The following is a 21,517-nucleotide window of genomic DNA, read 5'->3' as shown; positions in this document are numbered from 1 at the left end:
ACTATGCAGAGATTCACCGATTTCTATGCGGCAATGAATGGCGGGTCTTCGGTGACCCCCACCGGCCTGGGCTACATTCCCATGGTGATCGAGCAGTCGGGGCGCGGCGAGCGCGCCTACGACATCTATTCGCGTCTGCTCCGCGAACGGCTCATTTTCCTGGTGGGTCCGGTGAACGACGCCACGGCCAACCTGGTCGTGGCTCAGTTGCTGTTCCTGGAATCGGAGAATCCTGACAAGGACATTTCCCTGTACATCAACTCGCCCGGCGGGTCGGTGTACGCGGGAATGGCCATTTTTGACACCATGCAGTTCGTCAAGCCGGACGTGTCCACCCTGTGCACCGGCCTTGCGGCCAGCATGGGCGCGTTCCTGCTGGCGGCTGGCAAGAAGGGCAAGCGTTTCACGCTGCCCAACTCGCGCATCATGATCCACCAGCCCTCGGGCGGCGCCCAGGGGCAGGCTTCCGACATCCAGATCCAGGCCCGCGAAATCCTGGATCTGCGCGAGCGCCTGAACCGCATCCTGTCCACCAACACCGGACAGAGCATGGAGCGCATCGAGCTGGACACGGAACGTGACAACTTCATGTCGGCCGAAGATGCGGTATCGTATGGACTGGTGGACAAGGTCATGGCCTCCCGGTCCGAAGGCTGACTTCCCGGTTGATCCAGACCCGCTGCCATCATGTTTGAGTAAGCGCATGCGCTAGGCCATTTATCCGGCCTGGCGCATCTTTACCTGAGATACGAAAGAAATATGCCTGAAAAAAAGGGATCGGCAGACGCTAAGGTGCTGCATTGCTCGTTTTGCAATAAAAGCCAGCACGAAGTCCGCAAGCTGATCGCGGGTCCGTCGGTATTCATCTGCGATGAATGTATAGATCTGTGCAACGACATCATCCGCGAAGAGGCGCAGGCTACCGCGCGCGCGGCGATTCGTTCCGAGCTGCCCACTCCGGCTGAAATCAAGACCTTCCTCGACCAGTACGTCATTGGGCAATCGTCGCCCAAGCGCATGCTGGCCGTGGCCGTCTACAACCACTACAAGCGCATTCGCCACGGCGAAATCAAGGGCGACGAAGTCGAGCTCTCCAAGAGCAACATCATGCTGATCGGGCCCACTGGCTCCGGCAAGACGCTCCTGGCCCAGACGCTGGCTCGCATGCTGAACGTGCCCTTCGTCATGGCCGACGCGACCACGCTGACCGAAGCCGGTTACGTGGGTGAAGACGTCGAAAACATCATTCAGAAGTTGCTGCAGAACTGCAACTATGAAGTCGAAAAGGCCCAGCGCGCCATCATCTACATCGACGAGATCGACAAGATCTCGCGCAAGTCCGACAACCCCTCCATCACCCGCGACGTGTCGGGTGAGGGTGTGCAGCAGGCCTTGCTGAAGCTGATCGAAGGCACGGTGGCGTCGGTGCCCCCGCAGGGCGGCCGCAAGCACCCCAACCAGGACTTTGTCCAGGTTGATACGACTAACATCCTGTTCATCGTGGGCGGCGCCTTCGACGGACTGGAAAAGGTCATCCGTGACCGCACTGAAAAGTCCGGCATCGGTTTTTCGGCGTCGGTGCGCGCCAAGTCCGAGCGTGGCGTCGGTGAACTGTTCTCCGAAGTCGAGCCCGAAGACCTCATCAAGTTCGGCCTCATCCCCGAACTGGTCGGCCGTCTGCCCGTTGTCGCAACGCTAGACGAGCTGGACGAAGCCGCGCTGGTCCAGATTCTGACCGAGCCCAAGAACGCCTTGCTCAAGCAATTCCAGAAGCTGTTCGCCATGGAAGGCGCCGAGCTCGATGTGCGGCCCGCCGCGCTCAAGGCCATCGCCCGCAAGGCGCTGCGCCGCAAGACGGGCGCTCGTGGCCTGCGCTCCATCATCGAACAGGCGCTGCTCGACACCATGTACGACCTGCCCTCGCAGGGCAACGTCAAGCGTGTGGTGCTCGACGAAAACGCCATCGAAGGCGAGGGCAAGCCCTTGCTGATCTACGCGGATGAAAACGCCGCGCCAGAGAAGCCGGAGCGCGGTGAAGTCCGCGATGCCGCCGCCTGATATTTCAAAAAAGCCCGTTCTCGTAACGGGTTTTTTTGCCTAGGGCGCTTCTACACCCCCGATCGCGCTTTTCAGCCGTCCGCCATGGCCGCATACTGAAGGCGGTTCCAGGGCCTTTTTGGGGCCTTTTGGTGATCCAGGCGGCCGAGATCTTGAATTTTCGGCTATTGTTCCCATAACAGACGTAATTGACGAGTTTGCTCGGGTATTACCCGGGTGTCCCGTCCCCATACGCCGAGTCATACCGAGGAACCTCATATGTCTGCCAGCCAGACCCTGCCTTCCGACCCGATCGACCTTCCCCTGCTGCCGCTGCGCGATGTCGTAGTGTTCCCGCACATGGTCATCCCGCTGTTCGTCGGCCGTCCGCGCTCCATCCGCGCGCTCGAGGTCGCGATGGAAGCGGGCAAAAGCATCATGCTGGTGGCTCAAAAGTCCGCCGGCAAAGATGACCCCACGCCTGAAGACGTTTACGAAATTGGCTGCGTCGCCGGCATCCTGCAGATGCTCAAGCTGCCTGACGGCACCGTGAAGGTGCTGGTTGAAGGCACGCAGCGCGCGCGCATCAACACCATTGAAGACGCCGATTCGCACTTCACCTGCCAGGTGTCGCCCATCGAACCGGACGCCATGCAAGGCTCCGAAACCGAAGCCCTGCGCCGCGCCATCGTCGCGCAGTTCGAGCAGTACGTTAAGCTCAACAAGAAGATCCCCCCGGAGATCCTGACCTCGCTGGCTGGCATCGACGATGCCGGTCGCCTGGCTGACACGATTGCCGCGCATCTTCCCCTGAAGCTCGAGCAGAAGCAAAAGATGCTCGAGATCACCGGCACTTCTGAACGCCTCGAAGGCCTGCTCACGCAACTCGAAACCGAAATCGACATCCTCCAGGTCGAGAAGCGGATTCGCGGCCGCGTGAAGAAGCAGATGGAAAAGAGCCAGCGCGACTACTACCTGAATGAGCAGGTCAAGGCCATTCAGAAAGAGTTGGGCGAAGGCGAAGAGGGCGCGGACATCGAAGAGCTTGAAAAGAAGATCATCGCTGCCCACATGCCCAAAGAGGCACGCAAGAAGGCCGATGCCGAGCTCAAGAAGCTCAAGCTCATGTCGCCCATGTCGGCCGAAGCCACCGTGGTGCGCAACTACATCGACACGCTCATCAATCTCCCCTGGAGAAAGAAGAGCAAGATCAACAACTCGATCAGCAACGCCGAAACGGTGCTGGACAACGACCACTACGGTCTGGAAAAGGTCAAGGAACGGATCCTCGAATATCTTGCCGTGCAACAGCGCGTGGACAAGGTGAAGGCGCCGATCCTGTGCCTGGTTGGCCCTCCGGGCGTCGGCAAGACCTCGCTTGGCCAGTCGATCGCCAAGGCAACGAACCGCAAGTTCGTGCGCATGGCCCTGGGCGGCGTGCGTGACGAAGCCGAGATCCGCGGCCACCGTCGCACGTACATCGGCTCGATGCCCGGCAAGATCGTGCAGAACATGTCGAAGGTCGGCGTGCGCAATCCGCTGTTCCTGCTTGATGAAATCGACAAGCTGGGCATGGATTTCCGCGGCGATCCCTCGTCGGCCCTGCTCGAAGTGCTGGATCCGGAACAGAACCACACGTTCCAGGACCACTACATCGAGGTCGACTTCGATCTGTCCGACGTCATGTTCGTGGCCACCAGCAACACGCTGAACATCCCGCCGGCCCTGCTGGACCGTATGGAAGTGATCCGCCTGTCGGGTTACACCGAGGAAGAAAAGATCCACATCGCCCGCGACCATCTGCTGCCCAAGCTGATGAAGAACAACGGCGTGAAGGAGACCGAGCTGACGGTCGACGACAGCGCGCTGCGCGACATCGTGCGCTATTACACCCGCGAAGCCGGTGTCCGTGCGCTCGAACGCGAAGTGGGCAAGATCTGCCGCAAGGTCATCAAGCAGTTGCTGACCCAAAGCGATCGCGCCAAGGCCGAGGGCAAGACGCTCGAGGTCAAGGCGGTCAACGTCACGGCCGACAACCTCAGCGATTTCCTGGGTGTGCGCCGCTACGCCTTTGGCATGGCCGAGAAGGAAAACCAGACTGGTCAGGTGACCGGCCTGGCGTGGACGGAAGTCGGCGGCGACCTGCTGACGATTGAAGTCGCGGACATGCCCGGCAAGGGCGTCATCCAGCGCACGGGTTCGCTCGGCGACGTGATGAAGGAATCGGTCGAGGCAGCGCGCACCGTCGTGCGTTCGCGGGCTCGCCGCCTGGGCTTTGCCGACAGCGTGTTTGAAAAGCACGACATGCACGTGCACGTGCCGGAAGGCGCGACGCCCAAGGACGGTCCGTCCGCGGGTATCGCGATCACCACGGCCATGGTGTCGGCGCTGTCGCGCATCCCGGTGCGCGCAGATGTCGCCATGACGGGCGAGATCACGCTGCGCGGCGAAGTGCTGCCCATCGGCGGCCTGAAGGAAAAGCTGCTCGCGGCTCACCGCGGTGGTATCAAGACGGTTCTGATCCCGGAAGAAAACGTCAAGGATTTGGCGGAGATTCCGGACAACGTCAAGAACCACCTTGAGATCGTGCCGGTGCGTTGGATCGACAAGGTGCTTGAACTGGCCCTGGAACGTCTGCCGGAGCCGTTGGCCGAGGAAGAATCCGTCAAGGATGCCCTGGTTGCCAAGCCGGCTGAACCCGGCTCGACCGACCCGGTCATGAAGCACTAATGGCGTCTTGAACGCAGGACGCTCTCGAAAGAGGGCGTCCGAAGCCCAGGGGTGGCGCAAGTGTTGCGAACGCCCCGAAAGCAAAAAACCCCGCTCACATGAGCGGGGTTTTGTTTTTTGAGCTTGGGCCCCCCTGCAAGGGGCGGGGCGCAGGCCGCATGATGGCGGCCCGACTTTACATAGGCCGAGCCCGGCCTAGTGCAGCGCCTGGGTGCGGATGAGGCCCACTGCAATGCCTTCGAGCGCAAATTCCTGATCGGCCTTGACCACGATGGTTTCGAAGTCGGGATTTTCGGGCAGCAGCTCGATGTGGCCGTTCTGGCGCTGAAGGCGCTTGACCGTGACATCGTCGCCAATACGAGCCACCACGATCTGGCCATTGCGGGCTTCAGATGCCTTTTTGACAGCGAGCAGGTCGCCTTCGAGGATGCCTGCGTCGCGCATGCTCATGCCGCGCACCTTGAGCAGATAATCGGGCGCCTGTGCAAAGAGGCTAGGGTCTACGCCGACTTCGCGTTCAACGTGCTCGGCTGCAAGAATCGGGCTGCCTGCCGCAACGCGGCCGACGAGCGGCAATAGGAGCTGGGCGAGGGCGGGGATGGGAAGCGAGGACTGGACCGGTGTGGTGGCGTCCTTCAAGCGGATGCCGCGCGAGGCGCCGGCCGTGAGTTCGATGGCGCCCTTGCGAGCCAACGCCTTGAGATGGTCTTCGGCGGCGTTGGGGGAGCGGAAACCCAGGGCCTGGGCGATTTCGGCACGCGTCGGCGGAAAGCCGGTGCGCGTGACCGTTTGCCTGATGAGGTCCAGGATTTGTTGTTGGCGATCCGTGAGTTTGCTGGCCATGGCGATGATCCGTTGCGAGCGGACTGTACATATATACAGCGCCATTCTGGGGGACGCAGCGTAAAAAAGCAAGCCGGTCGCGAGGCCAACAAAAACGGGACCCGCAGGTCCCGTTTTTGGTTGAAGACGGCGCGGCGCCGCCTGGCGATTTACAGCACGGCCGCGATGCCGGCTGCGACCTTGTCGATGTTGCCGCTGTTCAGCGCGGCCACGCAGATGCGGCCGCTGGACACGGCGTAGACGCCGTGTTCTTCGCGCAGCCGGTCCACCTGAGCGGCGGACAGACCCGAATACGAGAACATGCCGCGCTGCTTCAGCACGAAGCTGAAGTCCTGCTTGCCGCCGTGCTCTTTGATCTTGTCGACCAGCTGCGCGCGCATCAGGCGGATGCGATCGCGCATGCCGGCCAGTTCTTCTTCCCAGAGGGCGAACAGCTCGGGCGTGTTCAGCACCGTGGAGACGACCGTGCCGCCGTGCGTCGGCGGGTTGGAATAATTGGTGCGGATGACGCGCTTGAGCTGGCTCAGCACGCGGGTGGCTTCGTCCTTGCTGCCGGCCACGACAGTCAGTGCGCCAACGCGCTCGCCATACAGCGAGAACGACTTCGAGAACGACGAGCTGATGAACATGGTCATGTCCAGGTCGGCGAACAGGCGCACGACCGAGGCGTCTTCCGTCAAGCCGTCGCCAAACCCTTGGTAGGCGATGTCCAGGAACGGGACCAGGTTGTTGTCCTTCACGACAGCGGCAATTTGCTTCCACTGATCGGGGGTGGGATCGGCGCCGGTGGGGTTGTGGCAGCAAGCGTGCAGCACAACGACGGTCTTGGCGGGCGCGGCCTTGAGGTCGGCCAGCATGGCTTCGAAGTTCAGCCCGCGGGTGGTGGCGTCGTAATAGGCATAGGTGCCGACTTCAAAACCGGCGCGCTCGAACAGGGCGCGGTGGTTTTCCCAGCTGGGATTGCTGATCAGAACCTTGGAGCCCGGCAGCAACTGGTGCAGGAAATCGGCGCCAATCTTCAGGGCGCCGGTGCCGCCCAGTGCCTGCGTGGTCAGCACACGGCCGGCGGCGGCCAGCGCGGAATCCTTGCCCAGCAGCAGCGCTTGCGCACCGGCGTTGTAGCCGGCGATGCCTTCGATCGGCAGGTAGCCGCGAGCAGCAGCGGCCTCGATGCGGGCGGTTTCAGCCTTGCGCACTGCGCCCAGGAGCGGGATCCGTCCCTGATCATCGTAATACACGCCCACACCCAGGTTCACTTTACCGGGGCGGGTGTCCGCGTTGTATTGTTCGTTCAGGCCAAGAATGGGGTCGCGCGGCGCGAGCTCGACGGAATCGAATAGGGTGCTCATGGGACTCTGATGAGGTGGGTGGACGCAGTACGAAGTGCTGTGGATAATGGGGGGTTTACCCTGGAACAGTCTAGCATGCCTAAGAGCGCAATAGATCCAAGCGCGGGGGCTCCCGCCGCAGGTCCGGGATTCGTCGATTTCCCTGACAGCCCGTTTCATCTCTATCAACCCTATCCGCCGGCGGGGGACCAGCCCACGGCCATCGCAGGGCTGACCCAGGGTGTCGAAGACGGTCTCATGTACCAGACGCTTCTGGGCGTGACCGGGTCAGGCAAAACTTACACCATGGCCAACGTCATCGCGCGCATGGGCCGCCCGGCGCTGGTCCTTGCACCCAATAAGACATTGGCCGCGCAGCTCTACGCCGAAATGCGCGAGTTCTTCCCGAAGAACGCGGTGGAGTATTTCGTTTCTTACTACGATTATTACCAGCCCGAGGCCTACGTGCCGACGCGCGACCTGTTCATTGAGAAGGACTCGTCCATCAACGAACACATCGAGCAGATGCGGCTGTCGGCCACCAAGAGCCTGCTCGAGCGGCGCGACACGATCATCGTGGGCACGGTGTCGTGCATCTACGGTATCGGTAACCCCGGCGACTATCACGCGATGGTGCTGATCCTGCGCGCCGGTGACCAGATCGCCCGGCGCGAGATTCTCGCGCGCCTGGTTGCCATGCAGTACACGCGCAACGATGCCGAATTCACGCGTGGGGTTTTCCGCGTGCGCGGCGAGACCATCGACATCTTCCCGGCGGAAAGTGCCGAGCTCGCCTTGCGTGTCACGTTGTTCGATGACGAAATCGAAACCCTGGAACTGTTCGACCCGCTGACGGGCCGCATCCGCCAGAAGTTGCCGCGATTCACCGTCTATCCTGGCTCGCACTACGTGACGCCGCGCGATACCGTGCTGCGCGCCATCGAAACCATCAAGGAAGAGCTGCGCGAACGCGTCAAGCGCTTCGTCGATGATGGTCACCTGGTGGAGGCCCAGCGTCTTGAACAGCGAACCCGCTTCGACCTGGAAATGCTGCAGGAGCTGGGTTTCTGCAAAGGCATCGAGAACTACTCGCGTCATTTGTCGGGCGCCGCGCCGGGCGACCCGCCACCGACCCTGATTGATTACCTGCCGTCCGACGCGCTGATGTTCATTGACGAAAGCCACGTCACGATCGGCCAGCTCAGCGCCATGTACCGCGGCGACCGCTCGCGCAAGGAAACGCTGGTGCAGTACGGCTTCCGGCTGCCCTCGGCGCTGGACAACCGTCCACTCAAGCTCGAGGAGTTCGAAACCCGGATGCGCCAATGCGTGTTCGTATCGGCAACGCCGGCCGCGTACGAGCAGGAGCACGCGGACAACGTAGTGGAGCAGGTGGTGCGTCCCACGGGGCTTGTCGACCCGATCGTGCAGGTGCTGCCTGCCCGCACGCAGGTGGATGATCTGCTGGGCCAGATCAAGACTCGCGTTTCGCAAGGCGACCGCGTGCTGGTCACGACGCTGACCAAGCGGATGGCCGAAGACCTGACCGACTTCCTGAGCGAGCATGGCGTGAAGGTGCGCTACCTGCACTCGGACATCGATACGGTCGAGCGCGTCGAAATCCTGCGCGACTTGCGCTTGGGCACCTTCGACGTGCTGGTGGGCATCAACCTGCTGCGCGAAGGGTTGGACATTCCGGAAGTGTCGCTGGTGGCCATCCTGGACGCGGACAAGGAAGGTTTCCTGCGTTCAGAGCGCAGCCTCATTCAGACCATTGGGCGCGCGGCGCGCAACCTGAACGGTCACGCCATTCTGTATGCCGACCGAATCACGGATTCCATGAAGCGCGCCATGGACGAAACCGCGCGCCGGCGCACGAAGCAGTTGCAATTCAACGTCGACAACGGCATCACGGCGCGCGGTGTGCATAAGGCAGTACGCGAACTGATCGACGGTATCGTGGCGCCTGCCCAGCACGACACGCTGGAAGCGGCGGTGCCTGCGGAATTGTTGAAGGACGAGAAGGCCCTGGCGCGCGAGATCAAGCGCCTGGAGAAACTGATGATGGACCACGCCCGCAACCTTGAATTTGAACAGGCTGCGGCCGCGCGAGATTCGCTCAATGCGCTCAAGCAACGGGTGTTGCTCGACGGGGCAGTTTAGGGCCGGATCATATGTTTCAAGTCATGTCTCGTTGCTTACTGCGGGCTGAAATTGTGCAAAAAGTGGTGCGTTGCCATCATGGTGTAACCATTCCGGAATTTTGCGCTGCTTGAGTCTCATGGGGTACCTGAATATCAGCTTGCAAGTCCATGATTTTGTTGTTGTTATGTGGGCCTTTAATTTGCGCTGCATCAATTGCGCGAGTGCAAAAAAAGCTTGCCTTATCTCGGGTTTTCCCGCACACTTGCTCCCATGATGACCAAGGTACTTTTCGTTTGCATGGGCAATATCTGTCGCTCGCCGAGCGCAGAGGGCGTGTTTCGCCATTTGGTGAATGACGCGGGTTTGGGCGATGTTGTTCGCATCGACTCCGCGGGCACGCACGCGTTTCATATCGGCGAGGCGCCTGATGCCCGGGCGCAGGCTGCGGCACGTAAGCGCGGCTACGAGATCACTCACTGCGAGGCGCGTCAGGTCACCGCGGAAGACTTCCGTGACTTCGATCTTATCCTCGCCATGGATTGGGACAATCTGTCCGCCATGCAGCAGCAATGCCCCAAGGCGTATCAGCACAAGCTGATGCTCCTGATGCGCTTTGCCAATGAGTTCGAAGAAGCCACCGTGCCCGACCCGTACTACGGCGGCGCCGACGGCTTCGGCAAGGTCCTGGACTACCTGGAAGATGCCTGTCAGGGCGTCCTCGAATTGGTCCGCAAGCGCGCTACCCAGTACCAGGCTGCCTGATCGGCCGGTTGCAGAGCCGCTCGCAGGGCGGCTCTCAAGGCACAAGGCAGTAAATAACCGCGCAGATGCGCGGTTTTTTGTAGCTGGGAGCCATACCAAATTAGTCGGGAATAGGCTATACTTGAGCCAATTACTCGGGTATTGACCGCTGGATTCGCTGGCGGCCATTGCCGGAATCACAGGGAATTCACCATGCGGCTAACTACCAAAGGGCGTTTCGCCGTGACTGCCATGATCGACTTGGCTATGCGGCAGCATAGCGGCCCGGTCACTCTTGCGGCCATCAGCCAGCGTCAGAACATTTCGCTTTCGTATCTGGAACAGCTCTTCGGAAAACTCCGTCGTCACGAGCTCGTGGACAGCGTCCGCGGCCCGGGCGGCGGTTATTCGCTTGCGCGTCTGGCGCGCAACGTGACTGTTGCAGACATCATTTTCGCCGTCGACGAACCGCTGGACGCCACGAGCTGTGGCGGCAAGCGGGACTGTACGAGCGGCAACGACGGCAAGCCGGGCAAGTGCATGACGCATGAACTCTGGGCTACGTTGAATCGCAAGATGGTGGATTACCTGGATTCGGTGTCCCTGCAGGATCTCGTCGATCAGCAGCGCGTGCGCCAGTTGCAGGAAGCCACGAATCAAGCGCAGGCCTGCGCAGTGCGTGTGAACCGGGTGGGAGGCGCTACCGCCGCCAACGCTCCGACCACCACTGTTGCTGCCAACGCCACCGTATAAGAAGTATCAGGAGTTGTAGAAATGACCACCCGTCCTATCTATCTGGATTATTCGGCCACGACGCCCGTTGACCCCCGCGTCGTCGACGCGATGGTGCCCTGGCTCTATGAGAACTTTGGCAACCCGGCGTCGCGCAGCCATGCGTTTGGCTGGGAGTCCGAAGAAGCCGTCGAACGCGCCCGCGAAGAAGTCGCCAAGCTGGTCAATGCCGACCCGCGCGAAATCGTCTGGACCTCCGGCGCCACCGAATCCAACAACCTCGCCATCAAGGGCGCGGCCAACTTCTATGCCGAGCGCGGCAAGCACATCATCACGGTCAAGACGGAACACAAGGCGGTTCTGGACACCTGTCGTGAGTTGGAGCGCCAGGGCTTCGAAGTCACCTACCTGAACGTCAAGGACAACGGCCTGATCGACCTGGATGTCTTCAAGGCTGCGCTGCGTCCCGATACCGTGCTGGTGTCCGTGATGATGGTGAACAACGAAATCGGCGTGATCCAGGACGTGGAATCGCTGGGCGAGATCTGCCGCGAAAAGGGCATCATTTTCCACGTCGACGCCGCTCAGGCGACCGGCAAGGTGGAAATCGACTTGCAAAAGCTGAAGGTCGACCTGATGTCGTTCTCGGCGCACAAGACTTACGGCCCCAAGGGCATCGGCGCGCTGTATGTGCGCCGCAAGCCGCGTATCCGCATCGAAGCGCAAATGCACGGCGGCGGTCATGAGCGCGGTTTCCGCTCGGGCACGCTGGCCACGCACCAGATCGTCGGCATGGGCGAAGCCTTCCGCCTGGCGCGCGAAGAAATGGGCACCGAAAACGAGCGCATTCGCATGCTGCGTGATCGCCTGTGGAACGGCCTGTCGGAAATCGAAGAGGTCTACCTCAACGGCGACATGGACCAGCGCGTGCCGCATAACCTGAACGTGAGCTTCAACTACGTCGAAGGCGAGTCCCTGATCATGGCGATCAAGGAGCTTGCGGTTTCCAGCGGTTCGGCTTGCACCTCGGCCAGCCTGGAGCCTTCGTACGTGCTGCGCGCCCTGGGGCGCAACGATGAACTGGCGCACAGCTCGATCCGCTTCACGCTGGGTCGTTTCACGACCGAGAAGGAAGTGGACTTTGCGGTCGAACTGATCAAGAGCCGGGTTGGCAAGCTGCGCGATATGTCGCCGCTTTGGGAAATGGCCAAGGAAGGCATCGACTTGAACACCGTGCAGTGGGCCGCGCACTAAGCGCCCGCGCCTTGATATACGTGGAGAATTAACATGTCTTACAGCACCAAAGTTCTGGATCACTACGAAAACCCCCGCAACGTCGGTTCGTTCGACAAGTCGGACGACTCGGTGGGCACCGGCATGGTGGGCGCGCCGGCCTGTGGCGACGTCATGAAGCTGCAGATCAAGGTGAACGAAGCCGGCGTGATTGAAGACGCGCGCTTCAAGACCTACGGCTGTGGCTCGGCCATCGCCTCCAGCTCGCTCGTGACCGAATGGGTCAAGGGCAAGACGCTGGATCAAGCGATGAACATCCGCAACACGCAGATCGCCGAAGAACTGGCCCTGCCGCCGGTGAAGGTGCACTGTTCCATCCTGGCCGAAGACGCGATCAAGGCCGCGGTGCAGAACTACAAAGAAAAGCATTCGGTCACCGCCGAAGCTGTGGCGGGCTGATCATGTCCGTTACCCTGACCCAACAGGCTGCCACCCATATCGGCCGCTACTTGCAAAAGCGCGGAAAGGGTATCGGCTTGCGGCTCGGCGTTAGGACGACGGGCTGCTCCGGCATGGCCTACAAGTTGGAATATGTCGACGCGGTCGAGTCGGAAGATGTCGTCTTCGAGAGCTTTGGCGTGAAGGTCTTCATTGACCCCAAGAGCCTGTCGTACCTCGATGGCACGGAGCTGGACTACGCCCGCGAGGGCCTGAACGAAGGCTTCAAGTTCCGCAACCCCAACGAGAAGGCGACCTGCGGCTGCGGCGAGTCGTTCACGGTGTAAGTCTTGGCTGGTGACGATCACTTCAGCCTGTTTGGCTTGCCGGCACGATTCGACCTGGACGGCCAGGCGCTTGAACACGCCTGGCGCTCCGTTGCCGCGAAGGTGCACCCCGACCGCTTTGCCACGGCCAGCCCGGCGGAACGCCGCGTGGCGATGCAATGGGCGGCTCGTGCCAACGAGGCTTATCGCGAGTTGAAGGATCCGCTGTTGCGGGCGCGCTATCTGTGCGAGCAGGCGGGCGTGGACCTGCAGACCGAAAGCAACACGTCGATGGACGCGGCTTTCCTGATGCAGCAGATGACTTGGCGTGAGATGCTGGACGATGGGCGCGATGACGCCGGCGTCCTGGACGCGTTGCAAGCCGAACTGGACGATGCGCGTGCAGAGATGCGCGCCACGCTGACGCGCCTTCTGGATGACGAACGCGATTACGCGGCGGCCGGGCGCAAGGTGCGGGAATGGATGTTCGTGGAAAAGCTGGCGCAGGAGCTGGCCCACGTGCAGCCCGCAGGATAGCCAACGGCGCGCTGGGGCGTTCCCGTCATGGGCGCCTGTCCGGCGCGGCCTACTGACCAGAAAAACAGAATCATGGCCTTATTGCAGATATCCGAGCCCGGCGAGTCGCCCGCGCCGCACCAGCGCAAGCTGGCGGTCGGGATTGACCTGGGCACCACCAATTCGCTGGTCGCTGCCGTGCGCAGCAGCGTGGCTGAAGTGCTGCCCGATGCGCAAGGCCATGCCTTGCTGCCCTCGGCGGTGCGCTATTTCCCTGGCGGCAAGGTCACGACGGGCCGTGAGCCGCTGGCTCAGCAGGCCGAGGATCCGCTGAACACGGTTGTGTCCGTGAAGCGTTTCATGGGTCGCTCGCTGGAAGAGGCGCAGGCAACGCGCGCGCCTTATGAGTTTGTCGATGCGCCCGGCATGGTGCGGATTCGCACGGCGCAGGGCGACCTGAGCCCCGTGGAAGTGTCCGCGCAGATCCTGGCGGTGCTGCGTCAGCGCGCCGAAGACGTATTGGGCGACGAACTGGTGGGCGCGGTCATCACCGTGCCTGCGTATTTTGATGACGCACAGCGCCAAGCCACGCGAGACGCCGCGCGCTTGGCGGGCCTGAACGTGCTGCGCCTTTTGAATGAACCGACCGCGGCCGCCATTGCCTATGGGCTGGATAATGCCGCCGAGGGTGTCTACGCGGTGTACGACCTGGGCGGCGGCACGTTTGATATTTCCATCCTGCGCCTGACGCAGGGGGTGTTCGAAGTGATCTCCACAGGCGGCGATACGGCGCTTGGCGGCGACGATTTCGATGTCTTGATCGCGGATCACGCCGTGGCGAAGCTGGGCTTGGGCGAACTGTCGCCCGCTGAGCGCCGCGGCTTGCTGATGGCCGCGCGCACCGCGCGTGAAACGCTGTCGGACGCCGACGTGACGAGCCTGAACCTGACGCTGTCGGGCGGGCGCGACGTCGCGCTGACGCTTACCCGTGACGAGTTTGAATCGCTGGCCCAGCCGCTGATCGAGCGCACGCTGGACACGGCGCGCCGCGCGCTGCGCGATGCGTCGCTGAAGGCGGCCGACGTGCGCGGCGTGGTGATGGTGGGTGGCGCGACGCGTATGCCTGTCGTGCGCGCCGCGGTGGCCAAGGTGTTCGGCACGGAACCGCTGACCGATCTGGATCCGGATCAGGTCGTGGCGCTGGGCGCCGCGCTGCAGGCCAATCTGTTGGCGGGCAACCGGGCGCCGGGCGAAGACTGGCTGTTGCTGGACGTGATTCCGCTGTCGCTGGGCCTGGAAACGATGGGTGGGCTGGTCGAACGCATCATTCCGCGCAACAGCACCATTCCAGTGGCGCGCGCCCAGGAATTCACGACGTTCAAGGATGGCCAGACGGCCATGAGCATTCACGTGGTGCAGGGCGAGCGCGACCTGGTGGCGGATTCCCGTTCGCTGGCGCGCTTCGAACTGCGCGGCATTCCGCCCATGGTGGCCGGCGCCGCGCGTATCCGCGTGACCTTCCAGGTGGATGCGGACGGCTTGCTCAGCGTTACCGCGCGCGAGCAGAGCCAGGGCGTGGAGGCGATGGTGTCGGTCAAGCCGTCTTACGGTCTGTCCGATGACGAGATCGCGCAGATGCTGGCCGACAGCGTGGCGCAGGCTGATACCGACGCCAAGGCGCGCATGTTGCGCGAGCAGCAAGTCGACGCGCGCCAGCTGGTGGAATCGGTGCAGGCGGCGCTAGCCGTTGATGGCGACCTGCTGGAGCCGGAAGAACGCAAGCGGGTGGACGAGTGCCTGGAAGCCGCGATCGCGGCGCAGCAGGCCCAGGACGTGGACACGGTGACGCAAGCCGTGCAAGCGCTGTCCGCCGCGACCGACGACTTTGCCGCGCGCCGCATGGACCGCAGCATCCGCGCCGCGTTGGCCGGCCGCAAACTAGACGAAATCGCCTGATAAGAAGTTATGCCGAAACTGACTGTATTGCCTCATCCCGACTACTGTCCCGAAGGCGCGGTGATCGAAGATGCGCCCAAAGGCGTGTCGATCTGCCGCGTGCTGCTGGACAACCACATCGATATCGAGCACGCCTGCGAACTGTCGTGTGCCTGCACGACCTGTCATGTGGTGGTCAAGCAGGGTTATTCGTCGCTGGAAGACGCGACGGACGACGAGGAAGACCTGCTGGACAAGGCCTGGGGCCTGACCCCGACGTCGCGCCTGTCGTGCCAGGCGCTGGTGACCGACGCTGACCTGACAGTCGAGATTCCCAAGTACACGATCAATCACGCCAAAGAGGGCCATTGATGAAGTGGACCGACACCTACGAGATTGCGGCCGCGCTGTACGACGCGCATCCTGACGTCGACCCGAAGGAGCTGCGCTTCACGCAGCTGCGCGACTGGGTCATGGCTCTGCCGGGCTTCAGCGACGATCCCGCCCATTGCGGCGAGAAGATCCTGGAGGCCATTCAGATGGCCTGGATCGAAGAAGCCGACTGATTGCGGCTGCGCAAGGCGCTCCCTGTTGGGAGCGTTTTTTTTGGGCGCTGCCGCCATGCTGCGGACAGGCTCGAGCGCGGTCCTGCGTCTGACACGCCGTCGTCTCGTGGGCCACGGTATCATCGGGGATCCGTTTGTTTGACCTTTCCAGCCGAGTCTACCGATGCCCGCTGCCCAATTGCGTTTTGGCCTGGCCGCCAATCGTCTGCACCACGAAACCCCCGACGCTGCCTTGTTCACTTGGCTGCGTGCGTGCTCGTCCACCATCCGCGAGTTGGGTGTGCAGTTGCACACGGTCGGGCGCACCCATGATGCGATCGTGCGCGAAGGCATGCTGCAGGGCTATCCCGGCCTGATCCGCTATCCCTATGGCCGCGAGGGCGGCCTGATGAAGCTGGTGGCGCGCGTGACCGAAGGGCGCGATGGGCAGGCGCCGTTTGACGGCGCGATCTACCTGATTGATCCCGTCGACCCGTCGTCGATTTTTCCCGAAGCGCTGGCGCTCAAGCGGCAGTGCATCACGCACGGCCGTCCGTTCATCTCGACGTTGGCTGGCGCCATCGAATGGATGGAAGTTGAACGCATCCACGCCGGGCTGGCGCCGGACGCGTCGGCGTCGCGCCACTTCAATTTCTCGGGTCAGACGCTGGCGATGATCGCCCACGATGCGCTCAAGGACGAAATGGTGGCGTTTGCCAGCGAGCATTTCGATGTGCTTTCGCGCTTTGCGCGGCGCGTGGCCACCGGCACGACGGGTGGCCGGCTGAATGAGCTGGCCTGGTCGCGCGGCTGGCCCAAGGACACGCCGTGGGTGCATCGTTACCTGAGCGGACCCCTGGGTGGCGATGCGCAGATCGCGGAACTGGTGCTTGAGCATCAGTGCCAGCGCGTCATCTTTTTCGAAGACCCCCATGTCGCGCGCCAGCACGAGGCCGACATCCAGTTGCTGGAACGCGCGGTGCGGGTGGTGACCGAGTCGGCCACGTGCGCGACGTCGCCCACGGTCGCGCGGCGCTGGGCGCAAGCGGTCGAAAAGCGGATCGTCTGAGCGCTACGCGCGCGCCGCGGCAGGCCCTGCGTCCGTGATGATGCGGGCGACGCGGTCCGCGACGGCTACCGCCGCCATCGACAGCGGCAGCACATCCGAACGGCACAGGAAGACCGGACGGGTCAGCCGGGGCCGGCTGATCCGCCGCAATTGCACCAGGCCGCGTTCGGCCTCCTGGCGCACCGCCTCAAACGACAGGATCGTATGGGCGACGCCGGCCTGCGCCAGCTCGATCAGCTGCGGGATGGCGTTGGCTTCGGCAATGACCCGAAATGCAACCTGTTCGCGCTGCTGGTATTGATCGAGCAAGCGGCGCAGGCTGTGCGGATTGCCCGGCAGCACCAGCGGCAACGCGGACAGGGCGCGCAAGCTGATGGACGGCAGTGCAGCCAGCTCCGATGACGCGCGTTTAGCTTGTTTAGCGTGTTTTGCCACGGGCGGCGAAACGACCACCAGTTCCTCGTCGATCAGATGCTGAAAACGCAGATCGACGGACGCCTCATCGCTGAATGTCAGTCCCAGATCGGCGTGGCCTGAGCTGACAAAGCCGGGGATATAGCCCGTGCTGGATTCGATGATCTTCAAGTAGACGCCCGGCCAATGGGCAAGGCTGAACCGCAGCAACGGCACGGTCAGCATCTTTGCCATGGACATCGACATGGCCAGCGACACCGTGCCGCGCGGGGCGCTGAGGTCTTCTCGCACGTCCGCGCGCGCCGCATCGATGCGGCCGAGGATTTCGCGCGCGTGCGCCAAGAGGCGCGTGCCCGCTGCGGTGGGCGTGACGCCGCGGGCGCTGCGATAGAGCAGCACGACGCCCAGGTCTTCCTCCAGGTTACGGATCTGCAAACTGAGCGCAGGCTGGGCCACATGCAGCGCCGCCGCGGCGCGGCTGATCGAACCCGTTGACACCACCGCGACAAAGCACTGCATCGCGCGTATGGACATGGACATGAAGGGCTCCGGAAAGAGGCAGGCCATCATGTTTTTGTTATGGCCAGCATATTTAAACGGTATTTCTAATATAGCAATCCGCTTCCGATAATGAGCGTCATCCAAGAAGAACCACAGGAGACGTCATGACACTCAACAAAATTTTTGCCGCCTGCCTCGCTTGCTCGGCACTGTCCGCGCCCGCGTTTGCGGATGCGTGGCCGTCCAAGCCCATCACGCTGGTCGTGCCGTTTTCGGCGGGCGGGCCGACGGATTTCATCGCGCGGCTGGTGGCCGAGCCGCTGTCGCACGAACTGGGGCAGCAGGTCATCGTGCAGAACAAGCCGGGTGCGAGCGGCAATGTGGGCTATCAGAGCGTGCTCAATGGTCCGGCCGACGGCTACACGCTGATGCACAACACGGTGGCCATGCAGGCCATCAATCCGCTGATGTATCCCAGCGCCAAGATGCATCCGTTGAAGGACTATGTGCCGGTCGGTACGACGGGCGCCATGCCGAACCTGCTGGTCGTGAACCCCGAGCGCACCCCCGTCAATACGCTGGCCGAATTGGTCGAGCGCGGTCGCAGCGCGCCGCATGGCCTGAGCTATGCGACGTTCGGGCCGGGTAGCTCGCCGCATGTGTACGGCGCGTCGCTGCAGAAGCTGGCCAACTTCCAGGCTGTGGGCGTGGCCTACAAGGGCAGCGCGAATGCGGTGACGGACGTAATCGGCGGTCAGGTCGATTTTCTGTTCGACAGCATGTCCACCAGCATCGGGCAGGTGCAAGGCGGCCGATTGAAGGCGCTGGCCATCACGTCGGCCGAACGATCGCCCCTGCTGCCGAACGTGCCGACGTTGAAGGAAGCGGGCTACCCCAGTCTGGATTTGAAGTTCTGGTTCTCGCTGCAGGCGCCCGCCGGCACGCCGGACGACGTGGTGCAGACGCTGCGCGCCGCGGTCGCAAAGGTGGTGGCCAGCGACGCGTATCGAAAAGCGATGCAGGAGCGCGGGGCCGAGGCCTTCCAGGTGGCGCCGTCGAAGCTGGATGACTTCTTCAAGCAGGAAACCGCGCAATGGACGCAGGCGGCGAACACCATTGGGCTGAAGGCGGAACAGTGACTACGGCAGGCGGGCATCGCATGACTCCATTGAAGAACATCACGGTCCTGGACCTGAGCAAGGTGCTGGCGGGGCCGCTTTGCGGGCAATATCTGGGCGAACTGGGCGCCCGCGTGATCAAGGTCGAGCCGGTGGGCACCGGGGACGATACGCGGGCGTGGCTGCCGCAGGATGCGGGAGAGTCCGCGACCTTTCTGGCCGTCAATCACAACAAGCGCAGCCTGGCAGTGGACCTGAAGACCGAGGCGGGGCGCGCCGTGGTGCATCGCCTGTCCGCTCAGGCCGACGTCGTGCTGCAGGGCTTTGGCGGTAAGACGGCCGCGCGTCTGGGCGTGGATTACGAGACGCTTGCCGGTATCAATCCGCGCCTCGTGTACTGCGAGATCTCGGGCTATGGCCGCGAGGGACCCATGGGCCAGGAGCCGGGCTATGACGTCATGCTGCAAGCCTTCAGCGGCATGATCAGCACGATGGGCGATCCGGGCGGAAATTTTGCGCGCGCCAGCTTTTCGCCGGTGGATCTGGGCACGGGATCGTTTGCGCTGAGCGGGATTCTGGCGGCGCTGCTCGAGCGCGGCCAGACGGGCAAGGGGCAGTACCTGGACGTGTCGCTGCTGGATACGTCGTTGGGTTTGATGTCCTACATGGCGCAGAACTATTGGCGCACGGGAAAGGTGCCGCGTCGCATGGGCACTGGGCATCCGGCCATGTGTCCTTACCAGGCCTTTCGCGCATCCGATGGCGACCTCATGCTGGGCGTGGGCAACGACGCGCAGTGGCAGCGTTTCTGCGCGGCGGCGAGTTTGCAGGACTACGTGACTGCGCCGGCGTTTGCGACCAATGCCGAACGCGTCCGCAACTTTGATGCGACGGTTGCCCTGGTGCAGTCCTGCATCGAGACGCGCACGGTGGCGCAATGGCTGGCACTGCTCAAGCCTGCGGGCATTGCCTGCTCCGCCATCCACACGCTGGACCAGGCGCTGGCCCATCCTCAGGTCGCGGCGCGCGAGCTGATCGTGACGAGCCAGCATCCAGTGCTGGGCGAGGTGCGTAACGTGGGCCTGCCCGTGCGCTTCGGCCGTCAGCCGCGCGTCGCCGCACGGCCCGCGCCGATGCTGGGCGAGCACAGCCGCGAGATCCTTGCGGAGCTGGGCTTTGAAGACGCTGAGATCGCAGCGATGCTGGCCCATGGCAGCGTGCAGCAACACGCCTCCAACGGAGATGCGAAATGAGTTCATTGCGTTATGAAGTCCTCGACGGCGTCGCGGAGATCCAGCTGTGCCATGCGCCCGTCAACGCGCTGGACGTGGACGTGTTGGACGCGCTGATCGGTGCGCTGGACGAGGCCAATGCGGACCCGTCCGTGCGCGCGGTGCTGCTGGCGAGCGGCCTGCCGGGACGGTTCTGCGCGGGGCTGGACATGAAGCAGCTGCTGCAAAGCACGCCGGCACGCGTGCGCGAATTGCTGACCCGGCTCTACATCAGGCTGTACGACGCGCAGTTCAATCTGACCAAGCCGTCGATATCCGTCGTGTCGGGCGCGGTGCGCGGCGGCGGCATGACGGTGGCGATTTCCAGCGACATGATCGTGGCCGCCGACACCGCGACATTCGGCTATCCGGAGATCGACGTGGGCGTGTTGCCCGCCATTCATTACGTGCATCTGCCGGCCATTGTGGGCAAGCACCGGGCGTTCGATCTGCTGTTCACGGGCCGTACCTTCGACGCGCAAGAGGCGCACACGATGGGCCTTGTGACGCGCGTGGCGCCGGAGGCCGAGCTGCTGGATCAGGCGCGCGCGCTGGCGCGGGCGCTGGCCGCAAAGCCCCCGCAAGTCCTGGCGATGGGGCGCCGCGCGTTCGTGTACAGCAACGACAACGAATACCGCCGCCGGGTGGCGACGGCGGTGGAGGTGTTTTGCAACGCCGCGGCCACGCCGGAAGCGCGCGAAGGCCTGAACGCGTTCGTGCAGAAGCGCGCGCCCGACTGGGCCAGCGTCGCCGAGACGCGCTAGCGCTATTGGCCGGTGAAACGGGGAGGGCGCTTTTCGCGGAATGCCGCGACGCCCTCCGCGAAGTCGGCCCGCGCGGCCGACTGCAGGAAACGTGCGGTTTCTTCGGCAAGCTGGGTCTCAAGCGGCGCATGGGCGGCACTGCGCAGCAGCGCCTTGGCGCCCGCGATGCCGTGCGGCGCGTGATGGGCGAGGCCCTGCGCATATGTCTGCGCCGACGCTGCCAGTTCGCCAGCCTGCGCGGTGCGTGTGATGATCCCCCAGGCCTGCGCCTCGTCGGCGGTGAAGGCGTCGTGCCGCAACAGCAGATCCAGTGCGCGCTTGGGGCCGGCGGCGCGGAGGAGGCCGTGCGTCATGCCGGCGTCGGGCGTGGCGCCGAGCTTCAGATAGGCCGTCATGAAGCGCGTGCCGGCCTCGGCGATGGCGAGGTCGCAAGCCAGGACCAGCGACAGGCCCGCGCCTGCCGCCACGCCGTGCACCTGCGCCAGCCAGACCTTGTCCATGCGCGGTATGCGCGCGACAAATTCATTGAGCGGCGTGAAGAGATCCGACAGGGTGGCGCGCACCGTCGCGGTGTCGCCCGTGAACATGCTGATGTCGCCGCCCGCGCAGAATGCCTTGCCCGCGCCGCGCAACAGCACGACCTTCACGGCATCGCGCGTGTCGAGCCATTGCGCGGCGCGCAGCAGGTCGCGAGCCATGGCGACATCGATGGCATTGAGCGCGTCCGCGCGGTTCAGCGTCAGGGTGGCGAGGGCGCCGTCAGTCTCGAGCAACAGCGTCTGGAACACCGGTGGTTCCTGGTTCATGGCGAGTCTCCGTTGTCGGGTAAAT

General features: G+C 63.3%; 21 protein-coding genes. 17 read left to right on the top strand and 4 right to left on the bottom strand.

Going from position 1 to position 21,517, the window contains the following annotated elements; all coding sequences use genetic code 11:
- The first annotated feature begins 3 nt into the window (after positions 1 to 3).
- From clpP to lon, 3 genes are all read left to right on the top strand, one after another.
- A complete protein-coding gene (gene clpP / locus ASD71_RS09385; RefSeq protein WP_056562440.1) occupies positions 4 to 657 on the top strand; it encodes an ATP-dependent Clp endopeptidase proteolytic subunit ClpP in 654 nt (217 codons plus the stop codon).
- A 102-nt stretch (positions 658 to 759) separates the two neighbouring features.
- Positions 760 to 2,058 (top strand): ATP-dependent Clp protease ATP-binding subunit ClpX, encoded by a 1,299-nt coding sequence (clpX, locus tag ASD71_RS09380; protein WP_056562435.1) that lies wholly within the window; start codon positions 760 to 762, stop codon positions 2,056 to 2,058.
- A gap of 258 nt (positions 2,059 to 2,316) precedes the next feature.
- A complete protein-coding gene (gene lon / locus ASD71_RS09375; protein ID WP_056562432.1) occupies positions 2,317 to 4,767 on the top strand; it encodes an endopeptidase La in 2,451 nt (816 codons plus the stop codon).
- 195 nt (positions 4,768 to 4,962) lie between these two features.
- Here the strand turns inward: lon and lexA are convergent, their stop codons facing one another.
- Positions 4,963 to 5,610 (bottom strand): transcriptional repressor LexA, encoded by a 648-nt coding sequence (gene lexA, locus ASD71_RS09370; protein ID WP_056562429.1) that lies wholly within the window; start codon positions 5,608 to 5,610, stop codon positions 4,963 to 4,965.
- Positions 5,611 to 5,759: 149 nt separating this feature from the next.
- Positions 5,760 to 6,959, bottom strand: a complete 1,200-nt coding sequence (locus ASD71_RS09365; RefSeq protein WP_056562426.1) for an amino acid aminotransferase — start codon at positions 6,957 to 6,959, stop codon at positions 5,760 to 5,762.
- 75 nt (positions 6,960 to 7,034) lie between these two features.
- Between ASD71_RS09365 and uvrB the strand changes: the two genes are divergently transcribed.
- The 11 genes from uvrB (at position 7,035) to ASD71_RS09310 (ending at position 16,618) form a co-directional block, all read left to right on the top strand.
- A complete protein-coding gene (gene uvrB, locus ASD71_RS09360) occupies positions 7,035 to 9,101 on the top strand; it encodes an excinuclease ABC subunit UvrB (protein ID WP_056562421.1) in 2,067 nt (688 codons plus the stop codon).
- Between the two features lie 252 nt (positions 9,102 to 9,353).
- Positions 9,354 to 9,845, top strand: a complete 492-nt coding sequence (locus ASD71_RS09355; RefSeq protein WP_006386176.1) for a low molecular weight protein-tyrosine-phosphatase — start codon at positions 9,354 to 9,356, stop codon at positions 9,843 to 9,845.
- Positions 9,846 to 10,037: 192 nt separating this feature from the next.
- A complete protein-coding gene (gene iscR / locus ASD71_RS09350; protein WP_056318865.1) occupies positions 10,038 to 10,577 on the top strand; it encodes a Fe-S cluster assembly transcriptional regulator IscR in 540 nt (179 codons plus the stop codon).
- 21 nt (positions 10,578 to 10,598) lie between these two features.
- Entirely contained in the window at positions 10,599 to 11,810 is a 1,212-nt protein-coding gene (locus ASD71_RS09345) for an IscS subfamily cysteine desulfurase (RefSeq protein WP_056562418.1), read from the top strand.
- A 33-nt stretch (positions 11,811 to 11,843) separates the two neighbouring features.
- Entirely contained in the window at positions 11,844 to 12,248 is a 405-nt protein-coding gene (gene iscU / locus ASD71_RS09340; RefSeq protein WP_056562415.1) for a Fe-S cluster assembly scaffold IscU, read from the top strand.
- Between the two features lie 2 nt (positions 12,249 to 12,250).
- Positions 12,251 to 12,574 carry an iron-sulfur cluster assembly protein IscA gene (gene iscA / locus ASD71_RS09335; RefSeq protein WP_056562412.1) on the top strand — a complete coding sequence of 108 codons (324 nt, stop codon included), beginning with the start codon at positions 12,251 to 12,253 and terminating at the stop codon, positions 12,572 to 12,574.
- Positions 12,575 to 12,577: 3 nt separating this feature from the next.
- Positions 12,578 to 13,090 carry a Fe-S protein assembly co-chaperone HscB gene (gene hscB / locus ASD71_RS09330; protein ID WP_056562409.1) on the top strand — a complete coding sequence of 171 codons (513 nt, stop codon included), beginning with the start codon at positions 12,578 to 12,580 and terminating at the stop codon, positions 13,088 to 13,090.
- Between the two features lie 72 nt (positions 13,091 to 13,162).
- On the top strand, positions 13,163 to 15,025 hold the full coding sequence (gene hscA / locus ASD71_RS09325) for a Fe-S protein assembly chaperone HscA (RefSeq protein WP_056562406.1): 1,863 nt from the start codon (positions 13,163 to 13,165) through the stop codon (positions 15,023 to 15,025).
- Between the two features lie 9 nt (positions 15,026 to 15,034).
- Positions 15,035 to 15,376 (top strand): ISC system 2Fe-2S type ferredoxin, encoded by a 342-nt coding sequence (gene fdx / locus ASD71_RS09320; protein ID WP_013394592.1) that lies wholly within the window; start codon positions 15,035 to 15,037, stop codon positions 15,374 to 15,376.
- Complete coding sequence (iscX, locus tag ASD71_RS09315; RefSeq protein WP_056562403.1) at positions 15,376 to 15,570, top strand: Fe-S cluster assembly protein IscX; 195 nt, start codon at positions 15,376 to 15,378, stop codon at positions 15,568 to 15,570. Before fdx ends, iscX begins: the two co-directional genes overlap by 1 nt.
- A 163-nt stretch (positions 15,571 to 15,733) precedes the next feature.
- Complete coding sequence (locus ASD71_RS09310; RefSeq protein WP_056562398.1) at positions 15,734 to 16,618, top strand: methylglyoxal synthase; 885 nt, start codon at positions 15,734 to 15,736, stop codon at positions 16,616 to 16,618.
- A 3-nt stretch (positions 16,619 to 16,621) separates the two neighbouring features.
- On the opposite strand, the gene ASD71_RS09305 is transcribed toward ASD71_RS09310, so the two are convergent.
- On the bottom strand, positions 16,622 to 17,572 hold the full coding sequence (locus ASD71_RS09305) for a LysR family transcriptional regulator (RefSeq protein ID WP_056566679.1): 951 nt from the start codon (positions 17,570 to 17,572) through the stop codon (positions 16,622 to 16,624).
- Between the two features lie 125 nt (positions 17,573 to 17,697).
- Here ASD71_RS09305 and ASD71_RS09300 point away from each other — a divergent pair, with 125 nt between their 5' ends.
- The 3 genes from ASD71_RS09300 to ASD71_RS09290 are packed head-to-tail and all read left to right on the top strand — an operon-like array spanning position 17,698 to position 20,686.
- Entirely contained in the window at positions 17,698 to 18,672 is a 975-nt protein-coding gene (locus ASD71_RS09300) for a tripartite tricarboxylate transporter substrate binding protein (protein WP_056562395.1), read from the top strand.
- A gap of 20 nt (positions 18,673 to 18,692) precedes the next feature.
- The gene (locus ASD71_RS09295; RefSeq protein ID WP_056562392.1) at positions 18,693 to 19,904 is read left to right on the top strand and encodes a CaiB/BaiF CoA-transferase family protein; all 1,212 of its coding nucleotides are present in this window, start codon (positions 18,693 to 18,695) and stop codon (positions 19,902 to 19,904) included.
- Complete coding sequence (locus ASD71_RS09290) at positions 19,901 to 20,686, top strand: enoyl-CoA hydratase/isomerase family protein (RefSeq protein WP_056562390.1); 786 nt, start codon at positions 19,901 to 19,903, stop codon at positions 20,684 to 20,686. The genes ASD71_RS09295 and ASD71_RS09290 overlap by 4 nt, the downstream gene beginning before the upstream one ends.
- A 2-nt stretch (positions 20,687 to 20,688) precedes the next feature.
- Here ASD71_RS09290 and ASD71_RS09285 read toward each other — a convergent pair whose 3' ends face one another.
- Positions 20,689 to 21,492: an enoyl-CoA hydratase/isomerase family protein gene (locus ASD71_RS09285; protein WP_056562387.1), complete on the bottom strand. Its 804-nt coding sequence runs from the start codon at positions 21,490 to 21,492 to the stop codon at positions 20,689 to 20,691.
- Positions 21,493 to 21,517: the final 25 nt, after the last annotated feature.

It is taken from the genome of Achromobacter sp. Root565 (assembly GCF_001427425.1).
GTDB lineage: Bacteria > Pseudomonadota > Gammaproteobacteria > Burkholderiales > Burkholderiaceae_B > Achromobacter > Achromobacter spanius_D.
This window is presented reverse-complemented; position numbering and strand designations above follow the sequence as displayed.

Bases quoted from the DNA above. Each gene is read 5' to 3' on its own strand.
- clpP (WP_056562440.1), top strand. From the start codon at position 4: ATGCAGAGATTCACCGATTTCTATGCGGCAATGAATGGCGGGTCTTCG.
- clpX (WP_056562435.1), top strand. From the start codon at position 760: ATGCCTGAAAAAAAGGGATCGGCAGACGCTAAGGTGCTGCATTGCTCG.
- lon (WP_056562432.1), top strand. From the start codon at position 2,317: ATGTCTGCCAGCCAGACCCTGCCTTCCGACCCGATCGACCTTCCCCTG.
- lexA (WP_056562429.1), bottom strand. From the start codon at position 5,610: ATGGCCAGCAAACTCACGGATCGCCAACAACAAATCCTGGACCTCATC.
- ASD71_RS09365 (WP_056562426.1), bottom strand. From the start codon at position 6,959: ATGAGCACCCTATTCGATTCCGTCGAGCTCGCGCCGCGCGACCCCATT.
- uvrB (WP_056562421.1), top strand. From the start codon at position 7,035: ATGCCTAAGAGCGCAATAGATCCAAGCGCGGGGGCTCCCGCCGCAGGT.
- ASD71_RS09355 (WP_006386176.1), top strand. From the start codon at position 9,354: ATGATGACCAAGGTACTTTTCGTTTGCATGGGCAATATCTGTCGCTCG.
- iscR (WP_056318865.1), top strand. From the start codon at position 10,038: ATGCGGCTAACTACCAAAGGGCGTTTCGCCGTGACTGCCATGATCGAC.
- ASD71_RS09345 (WP_056562418.1), top strand. From the start codon at position 10,599: ATGACCACCCGTCCTATCTATCTGGATTATTCGGCCACGACGCCCGTT.
- iscU (WP_056562415.1), top strand. From the start codon at position 11,844: ATGTCTTACAGCACCAAAGTTCTGGATCACTACGAAAACCCCCGCAAC.
- iscA (WP_056562412.1), top strand. From the start codon at position 12,251: ATGTCCGTTACCCTGACCCAACAGGCTGCCACCCATATCGGCCGCTAC.
- hscA (WP_056562406.1), top strand. From the start codon at position 13,163: ATGGCCTTATTGCAGATATCCGAGCCCGGCGAGTCGCCCGCGCCGCAC.
- fdx (WP_013394592.1), top strand. From the start codon at position 15,035: ATGCCGAAACTGACTGTATTGCCTCATCCCGACTACTGTCCCGAAGGC.
- iscX (WP_056562403.1), top strand. From the start codon at position 15,376: ATGAAGTGGACCGACACCTACGAGATTGCGGCCGCGCTGTACGACGCG.
- ASD71_RS09310 (WP_056562398.1), top strand. From the start codon at position 15,734: ATGCCCGCTGCCCAATTGCGTTTTGGCCTGGCCGCCAATCGTCTGCAC.
- ASD71_RS09305 (WP_056566679.1), bottom strand. From the start codon at position 17,572: ATGTCCATGTCCATACGCGCGATGCAGTGCTTTGTCGCGGTGGTGTCA.
- ASD71_RS09300 (WP_056562395.1), top strand. From the start codon at position 17,698: ATGACACTCAACAAAATTTTTGCCGCCTGCCTCGCTTGCTCGGCACTG.
- ASD71_RS09295 (WP_056562392.1), top strand. From the start codon at position 18,693: ATGACTCCATTGAAGAACATCACGGTCCTGGACCTGAGCAAGGTGCTG.
- ASD71_RS09290 (WP_056562390.1), top strand. From the start codon at position 19,901: ATGAGTTCATTGCGTTATGAAGTCCTCGACGGCGTCGCGGAGATCCAG.
- ASD71_RS09285 (WP_056562387.1), bottom strand. From the start codon at position 21,492: ATGAACCAGGAACCACCGGTGTTCCAGACGCTGTTGCTCGAGACTGAC.